The sequence below is a fragment of the bacterium genome (assembly GCA_016699125.1).
GTDB lineage: Bacteria > Babelota > Babeliae > Babelales > Vermiphilaceae > AWTP1-30.
Window position 1 is genome coordinate 550,384 of the sequence record CP064961.1, and the last position, 15,252, is coordinate 565,635.

Consider the following 15,252-nt stretch of genomic DNA (forward strand, 5'->3'; position numbering starts at 1 on the left):
TTTTTCAGATTGACTTTAATTATTTTTTCGAAAAACTTAATAGTAAAGCTACATTTTAAGATTTTAAGCCTGTTTTATTTTAAACGAGATTTCACTTTGATCATAAAAAGGACGTGTGATGAACTTATGTACCATTTTTTTAAACCCATCGCGGCATAAGGGGACTGCTTTTCTGTTTTGTGCGGTTGTCCTGCTTTGGGAACCAACAACCAATACCTTTTTTGAAAGTTCTGGAATCAACGCTTTTTGGCCACTTAGCCTTAAGCATGAACATCAGCTTTCTGTAGTCGGCAAGGACCAGATGGAAAAAATTATCATCGATCCTTTACGCGAAACATTACTCCTTAGTGTAAAAGAAACATTACAAACAACTTTAAAAGAAATAGTACCTCAAGACCTGTCTGATCTGTTCGGAAACGATGAAAGAAAAAAAGCTATTGTACTTGATAAGGTTGCAAAGAAGACATACGAAGCAACCGATGGCCTGTATGCCCGTTTGCAGAAGGCTGGTTTTTTTGAATTTTTCAAACCAAATACCTTTTATCTGGCACGGTTAGGTGCAATTTTTGGTGGAGCCATTTTTTTAAGCACCTTTGCACTGAATACCGCTGTACAACAAATACAAAATTATTTGAGCATAGGGCGCTCAAAATACATTCTACCCATCTCAAAAATAGGCCGACTAGATCGGTACAAAAAGAGATTTAATAGATTTTTTTCAACCAAAAAACCAACTGTTGCTCTTTCACAAGATGACCCGTTCGTACAGTTTATAAACACACAGCGCAAACATAAGTCAGACACCGTACGGTTGGCAATGCTTGAAAAGAAGAACGGTTTTTCCGTTGAAAAATGCTCTGCCGCTGCAGATCTTTTGAATCTTGATATTGTCGCCGTATCAGCAGTTTCATTACTGCAGGCAAACACGGGAATAGAGCTCTGGAACGACATTATTCAGATCGTGCATAAAAATCCTTACAAAACCGTGCTTGTCATCGATCAGGCGGAGCTGCTTTCAACCTATTCAAAAGAGTATACAAAACATGAAGATACTGTTCGCATGCTTGCCTCATCATTTCAATCAGCATCTGCTGTCTTTGCAAATCGATGTATTGTGATTGGACTGACAAATAACAGCGAAAAAATGGTTGGGCCCTTTGAATATCTGTGCAACTGGTCAAGCCAGTGTTAATGACCTATTTCAAGGGTATTTCGACCGTTTCAAGTAGTTTGTCAGCGATATAATTCTGCCTAACATACGCCAACGCAGTGGTGCGATTTTTAATAAAATCTGGCATATTCTTCTGTGCGTTAATGACCAACGAAAGAATGTTAATTGCCTCTTTTAACTGATTATCATGCTCCAAAATCTGCTGTACTCGCTCCTGCCATCGTTGTGTTTTGGTCTCTTTTTCAACTGAAGACTTATTATTTTCTTCTTTTTCCTTCTTTTTTTCAGCATTCTTCTTTTTTTGTTCTGGAAGCTTGATATAGTTTTCCAGGCTACTTTCATGTCCATAGTTTTGCGTGAGCCATGCCATCTGTTCTGATGGCGGACTTTGACGTTCAACAAAAATGTCGGGCAGAATGCCAATTCCTTGCACAGGAATATCAAACGGTAAAAAATAGAGTGCGGTTGTCAGTTTAATAGCACTATTCTGACCAATCGGGATCACCTCCTGTACCGAGCCTTTTCCAAAACTCGGAGTGCCTACAATAAAAATAAGCAGCGGATTGTTCTTGTGACTTTTGTCTGCGTGAGCTTTGAGACATCCTGCAAGAATCTCTGCTGCCGATGCGGTATAATTATTGATTAAAACAACAATAGGCACCGTACGCTGTGCAATGGGATCGCGGCTTGTTTGATAGGTCTCAACAGCATTTTTCGCATTTTTTGTGCTCACAACCGTACTTCCTTTGTCCAGAAAAAGGCCCGCAATATCAATTGCAGAAGTAAGTAGACCACCGGAATTGTTACGCAGATCCAAAATAAGACCTTTTTGATTATTTTTATTAATGGCGGTCAAAAGCTGCTCAAGCTGCGTGACTGAATTTTCGGCAAACATAGACAAAGATAGATAATACATATGTTGCTGTTTTAAATAAAAACAGAGTGACTGCTGCTCTTTGATAATGTCACGCGTAATGGTGAATGTTAAAAGCTCAGTCAGCCCTTCCCGTAAAACCTTCAGTGTCACCGTAGTCCCTTTTGGCCCTTTGAGTAGCGTTGTTGCTTCTTCTGTGGTAAGTCCTTCAAGCGACGTTCCACCAATTTCTACTATCTTGTCATACTGTTTGATACCGCTTTTTTCTGCAGGCCCGTCGGTCAAGGTGTCAAGAATGGTCAAAAATTTTTCTTTCGGCTTGCGTGTATTATTAATAATAATACCGATCCCATGAAACTCGCCACTAGTTGATTCAATCATGCTTTTGTAGGTTTTTTGATCAAGAAAGTTCGAGTGAGGATCAAGTGTATTTAAAAACGTATCAACGGCTTTATTCAGCGCTTTTTCAAGATGTTGCGGATCGTAGTGCTTTTCTTTAACCAGGTGTGTCACCTGAGCCCACGTGTGCGTCCAATCGAACAGCTTTTCATCGTATAGATTATTCTGTTCTGGATAGACATATGAAAAAAATAACAACAAAAAAGATTTATTTTTTCTAAAAAAACTGTGGGACATCAGATTCCTCTTATCAAGCAGTATACAATTTATTGTTTATTTTCTCAGGAATCGTAATACTAATGTCAATAGTTGTCCTCACAAGCACAAAGGCCCTCTATGCAAAGCTCAATTAAAAATACTTTAAATAACATACTACTTTTAATTTTAACCTGTATTTTCTGTTACATTATCGTTTATGGTACAAGTGGCATTCGGCTGCTACAGATACTATCTGATGCAGAAAAAGCATCAAAAGATGAGATCATTGAAAAACAACAGCAGATGGCTTACCTTCAAAATCAACTTACTTTATGGAAAGATAACCCTTTTTTATATGAAAAAGTTGCACGAGAACAACTACATATGGCAAAAAAACAAGATATTGTGTATTATGATCTTAGTCTTGAAAAAACAGTATCTTGAATATTTTCATGGAGAATGGCAACATGCTTTTCCAGTTACCGACTTTACCTTTTGCGTATGATGCATTTGAACCGTACATTGATGCTCAAACAATGGAAATCCATCATACCAAACATCATCAAACCTATATTGATCAACTCAACAATGTCATTAGAAACAACCCCGATTTAGAACAACTCAGCTTAGAAGCATTGCTCCGCTCCTATCAATCGTATGATCAAAAAACTGGATTAATCATTAAAAATCATGGCGGTGGCCATTTTAACCACACTTTTTTCTGGACACAGATGCATCCTGAAGGACTGCGCGAACCGATAGGCACCTTGGCAGAAAAAATCATTGCTACCTTTGGTTCATTTCAAAATTTCAAAACAGAGTTCGAATCAGCTGCAAAATCTGTGTTTGGTAGTGGATGGGCATGGCTATGTATTGATTTAGAAAAACAGTTAGTGATAATTGCAACACCAAATCAGGACGCGCCACTTTTATATAACATCCAACCGGTCATGGGTCTGGATGTGTGGGAACATGCATATTACCTGAAATATCAGAATCGCCGCGTTGATTACATTAATGCCTGGTGGCATGTTGTTGATTGGCAAGTACTGGAAAAGAATTATCAAAAGGCTATCGAACTGGTAAAACCACGTAACACAGAGATTGAAGGCGTAGTGATTTAAAAATCATGAAATGGGATTATATGTCAACAGATGAAACTAAACAGATAACACATACAAACGAAATACAAAAAGATTCAAGCAGTGAACACGCGATACGAATAGAAAAAGTTCATGCATTACAAACCATGTCAATCGATCCCTGGCCTTCACTTGAACAGGTGACTGCAACTTTACAACGAGTAACAGTTGAATTTAGCGAGCATGCAGGCAAACAGTATGCGGTTGCAGCACGAGTACTGGCAATTCGTGAGCATGGAAAATCTATTTTTTGCCACCTGCAAGACGACAGTGGTCGCCTGCAGATCTATCTGAAAGAAGATGTATTACAGCAGGATGCATTCCAATCATTTAAAAAGTTTATCGATATCGGTGATATACTCTGGTGCAAAGGGACCTCGTTTCAGACCAAGAAAGGTGAAATTTCACTCAATATTGAATCATTCAAACTGTTGTCAAAATGTCTGCATCCTTTGCCAGAAAAGTTTCATGGCCTGGTTGACATCGAAGTCAAACAACGGCAACGATATCTTGATCTGATTGTCAATCAGGAGAGCAAACATCGATTTACACAACGATCGTTGATTGTGCAAACTGTACGTTCTGTGCTGGCCGAAAACGGATTTTTGGAAGTTGAAACGCCCATGTTGCATCCCATTCCTGGTGGCGCAGCTGCAAAACCGTTTGTCACTCATCACAACACATTGGATATGGATCTTTATTTGAGAATTGCCCCAGAGCTTTTTTTAAAACGATTGATAGTTGGTGGCTTTGAACGTGTTTTTGAGATTAATAGATGTTTCAGAAACGAGGGGATTTCAACACGACATAACCCTGAATTTACCTCAGTTGAATATTATATCGCGTATCATGATTATATGTTTATGATGGATCTGACTGAAAAGATATTCAAAACTGCTGCCCAAAAAGTAAATGCTTCACTTACTATTGAATACATGCAGTACAAGCTTGATTTTTCAGTACCTTTTAAGCGTATTTCAATGATCAATGCGATTGCAGATGTTCTGAAAATTACACCTGAAGTCATACAAACAGATGATCTGTCACGTTTTTGTGCGCAACATGCTATTGTTCTGGGTAAAGATCAGCAAAGTTGGGGATACCGTTTATATGCGCTGTTTGAAAAATTGGTTGAACCAGACTTGGTACAGCCTACGTTTATCACCCATTTCCCTGTTGAAGTGTCTCCTCTTGCAAAAAGAAATGCGCAAGACAGACGGATTACTGATCGTTTTGAGCTGTTTATGGCGCACATGGAGCTGAGCAACGGTTTTACCGAGTTGAACGATCCATTCGATCAGGCGGAACGATTTGCACAACAGGCGGATCAGCGTTCTGCCGGGGATCACGAAGCCCATTTTTATGATGCAGAATTTATAACGGCACTCGAATACGGCATGCCTCCAACCGTTGGTGCCGGAATAGGTATTGACAGACTTGTCATGTTGCTTACCAATGCACCTTCGATTCGTGATGTCATACTCTTTCCAACCCATAAGAATACAACACACAAATGAATATGATCAAACAGGGTGGCCGGTTTTTGTGGCGCCTACCAGAATATGACACTCAACAGGTGGAAGCTATCGCTTTAAAATATAATGTGAGTTTTGCCGTCGCACAGGTATTGTCAAACAGAGGATTTCAGATCGGCAATCAGCTTGAACAGTTTCTGTTTGGCACCATTGATAAACAAAAGATCAACGCAGTTGGCATGAAAGATATTGAAAAAGCGGTTGACAGAATTATGGCTGCCATACAAAACAGAGAAAAGATCTTAATCTGCGGTGATTATGATGTTGACGGTATTACCTCCAGTGCTTTGATGATGATCTGCCTGCTACCACTGGGTGCACAGGTAAACTTTTTTATTCCCCATCGAGTGAAAGATGGTTATGGACTGTCAACAAAAGTGGTCGAACGTGCTGCTGCAAATAACTATCGCGTTATGATTACCGTTGATAATGGTATCACCGCATTTGAGCCTGCACAAAAGGCAAGAGCCTTAGGCGTTGATCTGATTATTACCGATCATCACAAACCACATGATCATGTTCCAGACGCATTTGCAATTATTAATCCACACCAAAAAGACTGCGACTATCCGTTTAAATATTTTGCAGGTGTTGGTGTAACCTTTAAAATTATGGCTTTATTGTATGAGCGGCTGCAAAAAGCACTGCCAACCAAAGCGTATGAGCTCATGCTTTTTGGAACAGTTGCTGATGTTGTTCCGCTCGTTGATGAAAATCGATTATGGGTCAAGCATGGACTGCATTACGTAAATCACGCGCACGAAAGTTTTTCATTGTCAGTATTGAAATGCAATGGAAAAATCGACAAACCGCACCTGACATCAACAGACATCGGCTTTTTTATCGCACCACAGATCAATGCTCTTGGCAGACTTGAAGACCCGCGCTGTGGCGTTCAGTTTTTAATAGGCCAAGACAAAGGCCAGGTTGAAGAGGTGGGCCGCCTTCTGCTTGAGTTAAATGAAAAACGAAAAGCAATTGAAAAAAAGATTGTACAAAGCATTCAGGATCAGGTTGAAAAAGGAGACATTGACGTCACAAAAAACCGAGTCATCATTGCATCTTCTGCATCTTGGCCTCCTGGAGTGATTGGACTGGTTGCCTCTCGCATTGTCGGTCTGTATGGACGACCCACAATTCTTTTGCACGAAACCTCATCCGGTCTTTTGAAAGGGTCATGTCGTTCCATTAAAGAGTTTAACATGTTTCAGGCTTTAGAGTCTGCTGCTGATCTTTTGCAGCAATTTGGTGGTCACGCACAGGCAGCAGGGCTTTCACTGCACAAAAATCAGTTAGATGCATTTAAAAAACGATTAGAAGCACGTGCAGCAGAGCTATTAACTGAGTTTGATCTGCAACAGAAGATTACCATTGACGCTCATCTGCAGATGACAGATCTTACCAAAAAAATTGTGAACGATCTTGCTTTATTGGAACCATTTGGCAATGAAAATGATGCTCCGGTATTTCTGTTGGAAGGGGTTACACTCATACAGATGCCACAACTTTTGAAAGATCTACATGTTAAATGTATAATGTTCAAAGACGGCATCATCAAACCGGTTATGTTTTTTAATCGTCCAGAGTTGTTCGATTTTTTAATCGACGCTCGTGAAAAATCGTTCAGTATCGTCGCACGTATAAGCCAAAATTTCTGGCAATCACGCGTCAATATTGAGTTAATTGGCATCGATATTATTGTTGAAGGATGAAGATTGTATGATTATTACGATTGACGGATTAGTTGCAACAGGAAAATCGACCGTTGCAAAACTACTTGCATCAGAACTTGATTATGTATATCTAGCTTCAGGCGCACTGTATCGTGCCATTGCATATCTGTATCATGATTTATTGCATGTACCGCTAAACCATTTTAATAATATTACTGAACATGAACTACACATGACACTTGAAAAACATCCGATTAACTATCATTTCCTGCCAAAAGCCGAATTTCAACTGCTCATTGAAAACAGAGATTGCACCGCAATGTTACATGAATCACACATTGATAACACAGCCTCAATGCTTGCATTAAACGCAGATGTTCGTTCTTTTATTAACAGCATACAAAAAAAATTAGTCGCCGATAAAAATGCGGTGATTGATGGTCGTGATGCTGGTAATCACGTGTTTAAAATGGCCGAATACAAGTTTTTTTTAACCGCAGATCAGCTGATACGAATTAACCGATACATTGAACGCCAAAAACGTGATTATGGGCAAATCCTAACAATGACACAAGCGAAAGAACTTGTTTCAAAACGGGATAACCGAGACCTGACACACATGGATCATCAAAACAATCCTGACGTCATTATTATCGACAGCACGGATCTTTCAATACCACAGGTGGTAGCACTGATGAAAGAGAAAATGGTCAACTATGCCGATCATCTCTGATACATGCAACTTATTTATAATGGGTTTGATTTTCGTCTTTGCTTTGCTTTTTCCTCTGCTTTATTGCATTACTAGCAACTCTTACAACCATTTCACTGCACCCCTCTGATTACCATCGAGTGATGACCCCCCTAAGATGCTTCAAATCTCCCTTTTTGAATGCCGGCTATCCAAAAGCACTTTTATCTGGCCTCTTTGTTCATAAATCAGGTGTTTGCCATTCGTTTGGCTCATACATTTTCTCCTCCTGTTTCTGTTCAGCGACTAATGTAGGATCACCTGATTTTTTTTCTACTCAGTGGTGCATTTGGCATTTGAAAGGGCCTCTTAGCTTTTTTCATTTCCAGCATTTTGGACACCTGTTTAAAACGTGATCCTTCTCGTTTATAAAGGCTTTGTAGCTTATAATAATGAACTCTATAATATTTTTTTCCAAATATTAATATATCTATTGAAAGCACATTATTTTTTATGTTTTATTTGTAAAGTAAAATAATTTTAAACATACGTTTTACTTTTTTGAAATAGATCTTTAATTGATAAATGTGGAAGACTATGGGTAATAGAGGATATTCACTTTTAAAGATAAGCTTTTTAATTTATTATTTTCATCATAATGATGCTATGAATATTCAATATGCTGCCGATGGTACCTTATCAAAAGCCTCCGTAATGCAGGCTGTTTTTGAAAAAGAGTTTTTTCCTTATGCAGATATTATAAAGCATAGAAATATCGATGATGATGCATTAGTTTCGATTAAGACAGCCGAACACTTGGCTGATACCCAAGTAATAGAACAGTTAAAAATGCATGATACAAATAAAAAAAAATTGACTTTAATAAGTAACTTTTTTTCTCTACTTGATGATTCGGATGATATGCATAAGCTTTTTCGACTTTATACTGCCTTATCAACCTGTTCAAAAGATTTACATACGAGGATGCATGCTCTTCAGTTACCGCTTGGATACATGATTTATTTGCATTCCCAGTTAATGAGTTATTTGACTGAAAAACCGGGAACCCATTATGTACCATTTAAGGTTGCCCAAAGTAACTATTATCAAGCTAAAGAGTTTAAAAACACGTCTTTGCTTTCAAGGAACTGTCTTTTGCGTTCTGAAAAAAATCAGCTTGATATAATACTAATTCGTGCCATGAGGAATTTTAAATTTATTTCCTCTTTTTTTAAAAAGAGAGACACGAACTTATTGAAAACTCACCTTTACTACATGATCCTTGCATTAAAATATAACTTAAAAAAATATGATTTTATTAATGTCATAGTGGCTGAGGACGAATTTTATTTAGAAAAAGCGTTGAAAGCTTTTTCTGGGTCCGAACGAAAAAATGATGCTCTTTTTTATAAACGTCTTCACGCAAATGTGACCGCAATTGTTGTCGAGTTAATGTCTTTTTTTACAAAGGAAAATGGTTGTTCTGATATTAAAGTTCCTGCTTCATTTTTAACTGATCCTCGGTTATATGAAAAAATAAAAAGCTCAGGACCTTTTGATATACAACTTTTTGATGAAAGTCATGTATATAAAAATCCATTATTAGCTAATAACGAACAGTCTGATTTTTCAGTAGATGTATCTTCGACTGATTGCATTAAGCACTATCCTGTTCATCATAGTAAGCTGTATCTTCAACAGATACAGGCTTTAAAAAAGATATTTTTTTTGAAAAATAACAGCCGTGAAGTCCGTGGTAATGAAGTAACAGAATCTGTTTTATTAACAAAAGATAGTAGGTTCCTTCTGTTGAATCCTTTGTCTAAGCTTTTTTTTGATGGCAATTTTCTTACTTTTAACACTACCTATGGTACTCGGGGATATCAAGTTACACATATTTTGTATGACAAAGTGAAAGAGGAGCTTGCAACTGTTGGTCAATTGAATACAGAACAGTTGTTAAAAATTACAAAAAAAAAATATTATGGTAATGATGAAGCTCATTTTTCATACCTTTTAAAACCTGAAATTGGCTTTCAAGTTATAAAAGATAGCTATATAAAATTAAAATTACGTTTGTTGAATAAAGCAAGTTGATTTTACGGCGAAAAATAGTGAAATTATGATAAGGTTAGCTAGTATGAAAGGAATTTGTATATTTGGTCTTGATACATTTCTAATATTCCTTCAAGTGCACAATAGCTGGTCAAGTGTGTAGTGGCAAAATCCATTTTATCAGCAGTATTAAACTGATGATAAAATGGATGACGTTTTTTTTCAAGTTCCCCTTGCATGTATCGCACGGTAAGAAGTTTTTCTTTTTGATCACCTGCACCTATATTGAATGGTTCACTTTCAACTGGCCAAACCATAATACTGCTGCATAAAAATATAAATAGTATTATGGTCAGTATGTACATGAAAAACTTTTGTCTGCTTTAAAATATGGTTAGTATATCGCCGTACAACAGTTAAAAAAATCTATGCTACAGACAAATCATATTTGCTTTTTGCGATATATTTATTACTGTTATTACTAAGTTTATAATCATCACTGATAATGTAAAGGATTAGCTATGTTTCCCAAAAGATATATTTTAATGACTTTGTGCATGGTTTTTATTGCTGAAAATATACAAGCACATAATGGGCCAAAGGATGAAGGAATAGTCGTATACGATCGTCCAGAGGTTTTTAGCAACTCGCCAGAAAATCAAGCTGTGCCTAAAGAAGAGTCAGATACAGCGAGAGCCAGAATCATAGCAAGAAGATTAGCAGAAGTTGAGACAAAAATGAATAAGCTAGAAGAGCTAGCAAATGTGCCATTCTATCGACCGAATATTTGGCTGCCACATACATACAAAAATATGCCAACTGGAACGACACCTAAAATAGTGGGGTGGTTCGGTTTCATTGCAGCTGGATTTTTGTACCTTGGTAAGGATCTTTTGAAATAAAAATTATATTTTTACTTTTTGCTACCTTTAAACCATATCAATCAATCAGCATTAAAAACGTTTGAGAAATCAAAACAGGCGTGCCTGTTGCATTTTTTTGCAGATTGATATACGGTTTTAACATTCATCATTTTTTAAATACGTACATGCTTTTTTCAGATATTATTGCTACTTTTGAGTTGATCGAAAATACAAAAGCTCGTAACGAAATTACTCAACTAATTGCAGAACTTTTCAAGCAGGCTAATTCTGAAGAGGCTGCAATTGTTTGCTATCTCTCATTGGGCCAGCTCTGGCCTCCTTTTGTCAATAAACAGCTTGCGATTGGTGAAAAAATAGCGTTACAGGCTGTTGCAGCTTTGACTGGCAGATCTGAAAAAGAGATTGCCCAGATGGCAAAAAAGCAGGGAGATGTCGGGCTTGTATGTCAACAGTATGAATGGCAACCAGTAGGTAATCCGTTAACCATTATTCAGGTATTTCAAAAACTTATTGAGATCGCCGAAATTCAAGGTAGTGGCGCTATTGATCTGAAAATTGTCAAACTGGTTGAGCTTTTGTCTGCACATGATGCTGTGGCGGCAAAATATATTATCAGAATTATTTTGGCAAAATTGCGACTCGGTTTTTCCGACATGACGTTACTTGATGCATTATCAGTTGCCATGACAGGTGACAAAAAAGGGCGTGAAATTATTGAAAATGCTTATAATCTTTGCGCTGACATTGGAATGATTGCGCGCAATGCAAAGCAGTATGGCCTTGCATATGTAGCGCAACAGCAGATTGTGGTTGGGGTTCCCATCATACCTGCAGCAGCAGAAAGGCTTCCTACAGCGCAGGCTATTTTTGATAAGTTGGGACCTTGCGTTGCACAGCCAAAACTAGACGGCTTTCGTGTACAGGTTCATATCAATAAAACTGATGCAGCACCACGCCTTTCTTTTTTTTCACGTAATTTAAAAGACATGTCAGGTATGTTTCCGGACCTTGAAGCAGAACTTTTAAAGGTACCAGTGACTAGTATAATTTTTGAAGGAGAGGCGATTGTGTTTGATCAAAACACAAAGCAGTTTTTGCCTTTTCAAGATACGGTAAAGCGCAAGCGAAAATATGACATTGACCTTATTGCACAGGAATATCCTCTGAAATTTTTTATTTTTGACCTCCTTTTTTTAAATGGAGAGTCGATGCTGTCATATTCGCATCAGATGCGTCGACAAAAATTACAGGAGGTTTGTACAAACTATGCTTCTGACTTAATACAGATAATAGATGAACACCCTGTATCTGATGCAAAGGCACTGGAAAGCTATTTTCACCAGATGATTGATGTGGGGCTTGAGGGGATTGTGGTTAAGAAACCGGCTGCAATGTATCGACCAGGAAAACGTGATTTTAACTGGATTAAGTTAAAACGACAAGAAGAAGGCCATCTGGAAGATACAATTGACTGTGTTGTTCTAGGATATTACAAGGGAGAAGGAAAGCGGGCTGCGTTTGGAATTGGTGCATTTTTGGTAGGTATTTATAACAAAGAGTCCGACTGTTTTCAAACGATTGCCAAAATTGGTACTGGATTGACTGATCAAGAATGGTGCCAATTAAAAGAAAAAGCTGATCTAGTATTGGTCAATGAACAACCACACAATGTTGTGTGTGCTAGCTCATTGATGCCTGATGTTTGGGTTGCTCCGGAAATTGTCTGTATTGTGCGAGCAGATGAGATTACTGTTTCTCCTGTTCATACGGCTGGCAAAACGATTGATACTTTGGGTTTTGCATTACGATTTCCACGAATTATGGGATATCGTAATGACAAAAGCTCATTTAATGCAACGACTGATCAGGAGATCAAACGTTTTTATGAAGATCAGTTTAGACGATAATATTGTTTGTTCTATTGTCTAAACTGATTTATTCTTTTTTTTAGTTGTTTGCTGCATGTTGTATAATGAATTTTACTGTTCCAGGACCTATTGGAAGTACATAAAATGGTGTATCTAGGTGCGATCTAAACTGTAAAGGGTAATCGATATGTACATACAGAGTCTGACCAACATTAGCACCTAAAAATAGTACGGATTGGTTTGTATCGTTTGCATTCATTAATGTGACTGGATTATTAAGGCGAATATGCACATCTTGCGTATCTGCCAAAAAAGCACATAATCCATCGACTAAACATAATCCTTCTAAATTGATGTCTTCATCTACAATAGTAGCACCTGAAAAAGTACGTGAAATCGTATCTTCTGGTAAGGTAATCGCTCTATTGCCGACTGGACTGAAAAGCACCCTTTGATTGTTGACTATAGTCCATTGAACTGCTGAGATAGTTGGTTTTTTTATTATTTCTAAATTATGAAAAGGCAAGCGTCGAAATTCAGTGTTATTATTGATCGCAAAAAGGAATCGATGTTCATTTGTGCCGGTGAAAACTATTTTTGATTTGTGGTCATTATTTCCGATAAACGTAGTATCAAGTTCTGGATCAGAGAGTTCTTTTTCTGAACTTATGAACATATCGGTGTCTTGAGCATTAAACCTCATGGTTTTAAGCTCGACAATGCCTGAAAAAGAGACTGGTTCATTGGTAAAGTTAAAGTTCTTTGGCATTTTGTTGGTGGAAAAGAGCTGTGCAATTTTTTCGCTGTACTGATCGATAATAAAGGAAGGTTTGTCTGAAGCATAAATCTGAAGTATCGGTAGGGCGAAGATAATAAAGTTTAACATTTTTTTCATTACAATATCCTTTCTTGCTTTGTTGTAACTTGAAATATTCAAAAGGGAAAGATCTTCATGTTGAAAGCAGCTCAAGATCTTTCCCGGTTACTGGAGTCTTTTTGCTTAGGCAGTTTTTAGAAGCATTGCTTTACGAAGATCTTTTCCAGCCTTAAAGCGAGCGACTCTTGATGCAGGAAGATCTATACGTTTTTTAGTTGCAGGATTGATACCAATGCGTGGAGGTCGAACTGTTACAGAAAAGCTTCCAAACCCTGTGATAGAAACTTTTTCACCCTTCTTAAGAGAACGACGGATTGCTCCAATAAAGGCATCTACAACCCGCAAGACATCTCGCTTTGAAAATGTGGTTTCTTCGCTCAATTCATTTATTAACTCGCTTTTATTCATGGATACTCCTTAAGGTTAGAATGATTATAAAGTACAATAGCCTACCAATACGCTGCTTTTGCTTTGGTATTCTTCTTTATTTTTTACAAATCTCTGTGTAAGATATAGTCAGATCAAAAAAAAATGTCAAATACTTCTAGTATATTGGAGAATTTTAGTGGTAGATACGCATTGTCATCTTGATATTGTAGTTGAAAAAAAAATTGAAAATTTTTCATATAAACAGATGCTCCAATGGTACATTAAAAGAGCTTCTGATCGCGGAGTTTCTACTCTGGTGAATGTTGGAACCACTGTTGAAGATAGTCGAAAATATGTTGATCTTGCATTACAGTACTCCCATTTATTTGCAGTGGTAGGGCTTCATCCGACTGAAGTGGCTTCCGATTGGCCAGATAAACTCCTGCAATTAGAGCCTTTTTGTATGAATAAAAAAAAATATAAAGTGGTTGGCATTGGCGAATGTGGCATTGATCTGTTTCACAAAAACGAGACGCTTAATATGCAAAAGGATGCGTTTAAAAGTCATATTGAGTATGCATTGCAATATGATTTGGCCCTAGTTGTACATAGTAGGAATGCATATGATCAGACGCTTCATATTTTGGAACCGTATGTGTCAGATTTAAAGCGAGTTGTTTTTCACTGTTTTTCTTATGATAAAGCTTTTTCAGATCAGGTAGAGCAGTGGGGTTTTTTGATGGGAATTGGAGGTCCAATAACCTATCCTAAAAATCAAGTTTTACGTGACGTTTTTACTTCATGTCGTGAAACTTCGTTTGTTTTAGAAACAGACGCACCATTCTTGCCAGTTCAGTCTATGCGTGGAAAACAGAATGAGCCACAACATATTGCAGACATTGCTCTTTTTATTGCACAATTACGAGGCGTTTCCGTTGATTATATCGATAATATCACAACAGCAAACGCAGAACGACTTTTCCGTTTTAGCGAGTATACGTAGTACTTATTTTTTTTCCATGAAGTTTTTTCAGAAAATTTTTTAATCCATAATCTAAAATCAGGTGGGAGTAGGTTCCGATACAGAAAAAAAAGCAGTGTGGCTTAATCTGTTTGGCCAGTTCGTTATTACAGCTGTAGACAAAACTCCATGTGCATATGGTTCCTGTTGTTAAAAAAAGGGGATGATGAAAAATGCCACGATGTTTTACTATTATGGGGACGAGTGATATCCATAAAATATAAAGAATCTGTTTATCATACTGTATATAAATCATCGGTATGGTAATAAAGAACAGAAAAAAATAAAAATAATACTGTCCTTTGCTTTTGATATCAATATCAGGAAATAGACCGCCGATTAATGTTATAATTAATAACTCAACAGTTAAAATAGGAGAAGGTTGAATGAAAAAATATGAAGGAGGCAACAAGCATAAAAAACAAAAAAAACTAAAACTTATGTGTTTTTGATATCCAGCCATGAGAATCCATTTTTTGCATTGGCAGTTTTGTA

At 37.3% G+C, this 15,252-nt stretch carries 15 protein-coding genes; 10 read left to right on the forward strand and 5 right to left on the reverse strand.

The window, feature by feature from the left end; genetic code table 11:
- The first annotated feature begins 118 nt into the window (after positions 1-118).
- Positions 119-1,192 (forward strand): hypothetical protein, encoded by a 1,074-nt coding sequence (locus tag IPG37_02540; protein QQR53318.1) that lies wholly within the window; start codon positions 119-121, stop codon positions 1,190-1,192.
- 4 nt (positions 1,193-1,196) lie between these two features.
- On the opposite strand, the gene IPG37_02545 is transcribed toward IPG37_02540, so the two are convergent.
- Complete coding sequence (locus IPG37_02545; protein ID QQR53319.1) at positions 1,197-2,681, reverse strand: S41 family peptidase; 1,485 nt, start codon at positions 2,679-2,681, stop codon at positions 1,197-1,199.
- A gap of 99 nt (positions 2,682-2,780) precedes the next feature.
- Here IPG37_02545 and IPG37_02550 point away from each other — a divergent pair, with 99 nt between their 5' ends.
- From IPG37_02550 to IPG37_02575, 6 genes are all read left to right on the forward strand, one after another.
- Entirely contained in the window at positions 2,781-3,086 is a 306-nt protein-coding gene (locus IPG37_02550) for a septum formation initiator family protein (GenBank protein ID QQR53320.1), read from the forward strand.
- A 23-nt stretch (positions 3,087-3,109) separates the two neighbouring features.
- A complete protein-coding gene (locus IPG37_02555; protein QQR53321.1) occupies positions 3,110-3,766 on the forward strand; it encodes a superoxide dismutase in 657 nt (218 codons plus the stop codon).
- A gap of 20 nt (positions 3,767-3,786) precedes the next feature.
- The gene (gene lysS, locus IPG37_02560) at positions 3,787-5,301 is read left to right on the forward strand and encodes a lysine--tRNA ligase (protein ID QQR53322.1); all 1,515 of its coding nucleotides are present in this window, start codon (positions 3,787-3,789) and stop codon (positions 5,299-5,301) included.
- Positions 5,298-7,031, forward strand: a complete 1,734-nt coding sequence (recJ, locus tag IPG37_02565; GenBank protein QQR53323.1) for a single-stranded-DNA-specific exonuclease RecJ — start codon at positions 5,298-5,300, stop codon at positions 7,029-7,031. Before lysS ends, recJ begins: the two co-directional genes overlap by 4 nt.
- A gap of 7 nt (positions 7,032-7,038) precedes the next feature.
- Positions 7,039-7,725, forward strand: a complete 687-nt coding sequence (gene cmk, locus IPG37_02570; GenBank protein QQR53324.1) for a (d)CMP kinase — start codon at positions 7,039-7,041, stop codon at positions 7,723-7,725.
- A gap of 555 nt (positions 7,726-8,280) precedes the next feature.
- Positions 8,281-9,780, forward strand: coding sequence for a hypothetical protein (locus IPG37_02575; GenBank protein ID QQR53325.1), 1,500 nt, complete (start codon positions 8,281-8,283; stop codon positions 9,778-9,780).
- A gap of 38 nt (positions 9,781-9,818) precedes the next feature.
- Here IPG37_02575 and IPG37_02580 read toward each other — a convergent pair whose 3' ends face one another.
- On the reverse strand, positions 9,819-10,055 hold the full coding sequence (locus IPG37_02580) for a hypothetical protein (GenBank protein ID QQR53326.1): 237 nt from the start codon (positions 10,053-10,055) through the stop codon (positions 9,819-9,821).
- A 204-nt stretch (positions 10,056-10,259) separates the two neighbouring features.
- On the opposite strand from IPG37_02580, the gene IPG37_02585 reads away from it, so the two are divergent.
- Together IPG37_02585 and IPG37_02590 are read left to right on the forward strand one after the other, a co-directional pair.
- Positions 10,260-10,640, forward strand: coding sequence for a hypothetical protein (locus IPG37_02585; protein QQR53327.1), 381 nt, complete (start codon positions 10,260-10,262; stop codon positions 10,638-10,640).
- 146 nt (positions 10,641-10,786) lie between these two features.
- Positions 10,787-12,529 carry an ATP-dependent DNA ligase gene (locus tag IPG37_02590; GenBank protein ID QQR53328.1) on the forward strand — a complete coding sequence of 581 codons (1,743 nt, stop codon included), beginning with the start codon at positions 10,787-10,789 and terminating at the stop codon, positions 12,527-12,529.
- 40 nt (positions 12,530-12,569) lie between these two features.
- On the opposite strand, the gene IPG37_02595 is transcribed toward IPG37_02590, so the two are convergent.
- Both IPG37_02595 and IPG37_02600 read right to left on the reverse strand, forming a co-directional pair.
- Positions 12,570-13,385 (reverse strand): hypothetical protein, encoded by an 816-nt coding sequence (locus tag IPG37_02595; GenBank protein QQR53329.1) that lies wholly within the window; start codon positions 13,383-13,385, stop codon positions 12,570-12,572.
- A gap of 105 nt (positions 13,386-13,490) precedes the next feature.
- Positions 13,491-13,775 (reverse strand): HU family DNA-binding protein, encoded by a 285-nt coding sequence (locus IPG37_02600; GenBank protein QQR53330.1) that lies wholly within the window; start codon positions 13,773-13,775, stop codon positions 13,491-13,493.
- 157 nt (positions 13,776-13,932) lie between these two features.
- On the opposite strand from IPG37_02600, the gene IPG37_02605 reads away from it, so the two are divergent.
- Positions 13,933-14,739 (forward strand): TatD family hydrolase, encoded by an 807-nt coding sequence (locus IPG37_02605; GenBank protein QQR53331.1) that lies wholly within the window; start codon positions 13,933-13,935, stop codon positions 14,737-14,739.
- Here the strand turns inward: IPG37_02605 and IPG37_02610 are convergent.
- Positions 14,723-15,220 carry a metal-dependent hydrolase gene (locus IPG37_02610; GenBank protein QQR53332.1) on the reverse strand — a complete coding sequence of 166 codons (498 nt, stop codon included), beginning with the start codon at positions 15,218-15,220 and terminating at the stop codon, positions 14,723-14,725. The genes IPG37_02605 and IPG37_02610 overlap by 17 nt on opposite strands.
- Between the last annotated feature and the right edge of the window lie 32 nt (positions 15,221-15,252).

Bases quoted from the DNA above. Each gene is read 5' to 3' on its own strand.
- IPG37_02540 (QQR53318.1), top strand. From the start codon at position 119: ATGAACTTATGTACCATTTTTTTAAACCCATCGCGGCATAAGGGGACT.
- IPG37_02545 (QQR53319.1), bottom strand. From the start codon at position 2,681: ATGTCCCACAGTTTTTTTAGAAAAAATAAATCTTTTTTGTTGTTATTT.
- IPG37_02550 (QQR53320.1), top strand. From the start codon at position 2,781: ATGCAAAGCTCAATTAAAAATACTTTAAATAACATACTACTTTTAATT.
- IPG37_02555 (QQR53321.1), top strand. From the start codon at position 3,110: ATGCTTTTCCAGTTACCGACTTTACCTTTTGCGTATGATGCATTTGAA.
- lysS (QQR53322.1), top strand. From the start codon at position 3,787: ATGTCAACAGATGAAACTAAACAGATAACACATACAAACGAAATACAA.
- recJ (QQR53323.1), top strand. From the start codon at position 5,298: ATGAATATGATCAAACAGGGTGGCCGGTTTTTGTGGCGCCTACCAGAA.
- cmk (QQR53324.1), top strand. From the start codon at position 7,039: ATGATTATTACGATTGACGGATTAGTTGCAACAGGAAAATCGACCGTT.
- IPG37_02575 (QQR53325.1), top strand. From the start codon at position 8,281: ATGGGTAATAGAGGATATTCACTTTTAAAGATAAGCTTTTTAATTTAT.
- IPG37_02580 (QQR53326.1), bottom strand. From the start codon at position 10,055: ATGGTTTGGCCAGTTGAAAGTGAACCATTCAATATAGGTGCAGGTGAT.
- IPG37_02585 (QQR53327.1), top strand. From the start codon at position 10,260: ATGTTTCCCAAAAGATATATTTTAATGACTTTGTGCATGGTTTTTATT.
- IPG37_02590 (QQR53328.1), top strand. From the start codon at position 10,787: ATGCTTTTTTCAGATATTATTGCTACTTTTGAGTTGATCGAAAATACA.
- IPG37_02595 (QQR53329.1), bottom strand. From the start codon at position 13,385: ATGAAAAAAATGTTAAACTTTATTATCTTCGCCCTACCGATACTTCAG.
- IPG37_02600 (QQR53330.1), bottom strand. From the start codon at position 13,775: ATGAATAAAAGCGAGTTAATAAATGAATTGAGCGAAGAAACCACATTT.
- IPG37_02610 (QQR53332.1), bottom strand. From the start codon at position 15,220: ATGGCTGGATATCAAAAACACATAAGTTTTAGTTTTTTTTGTTTTTTA.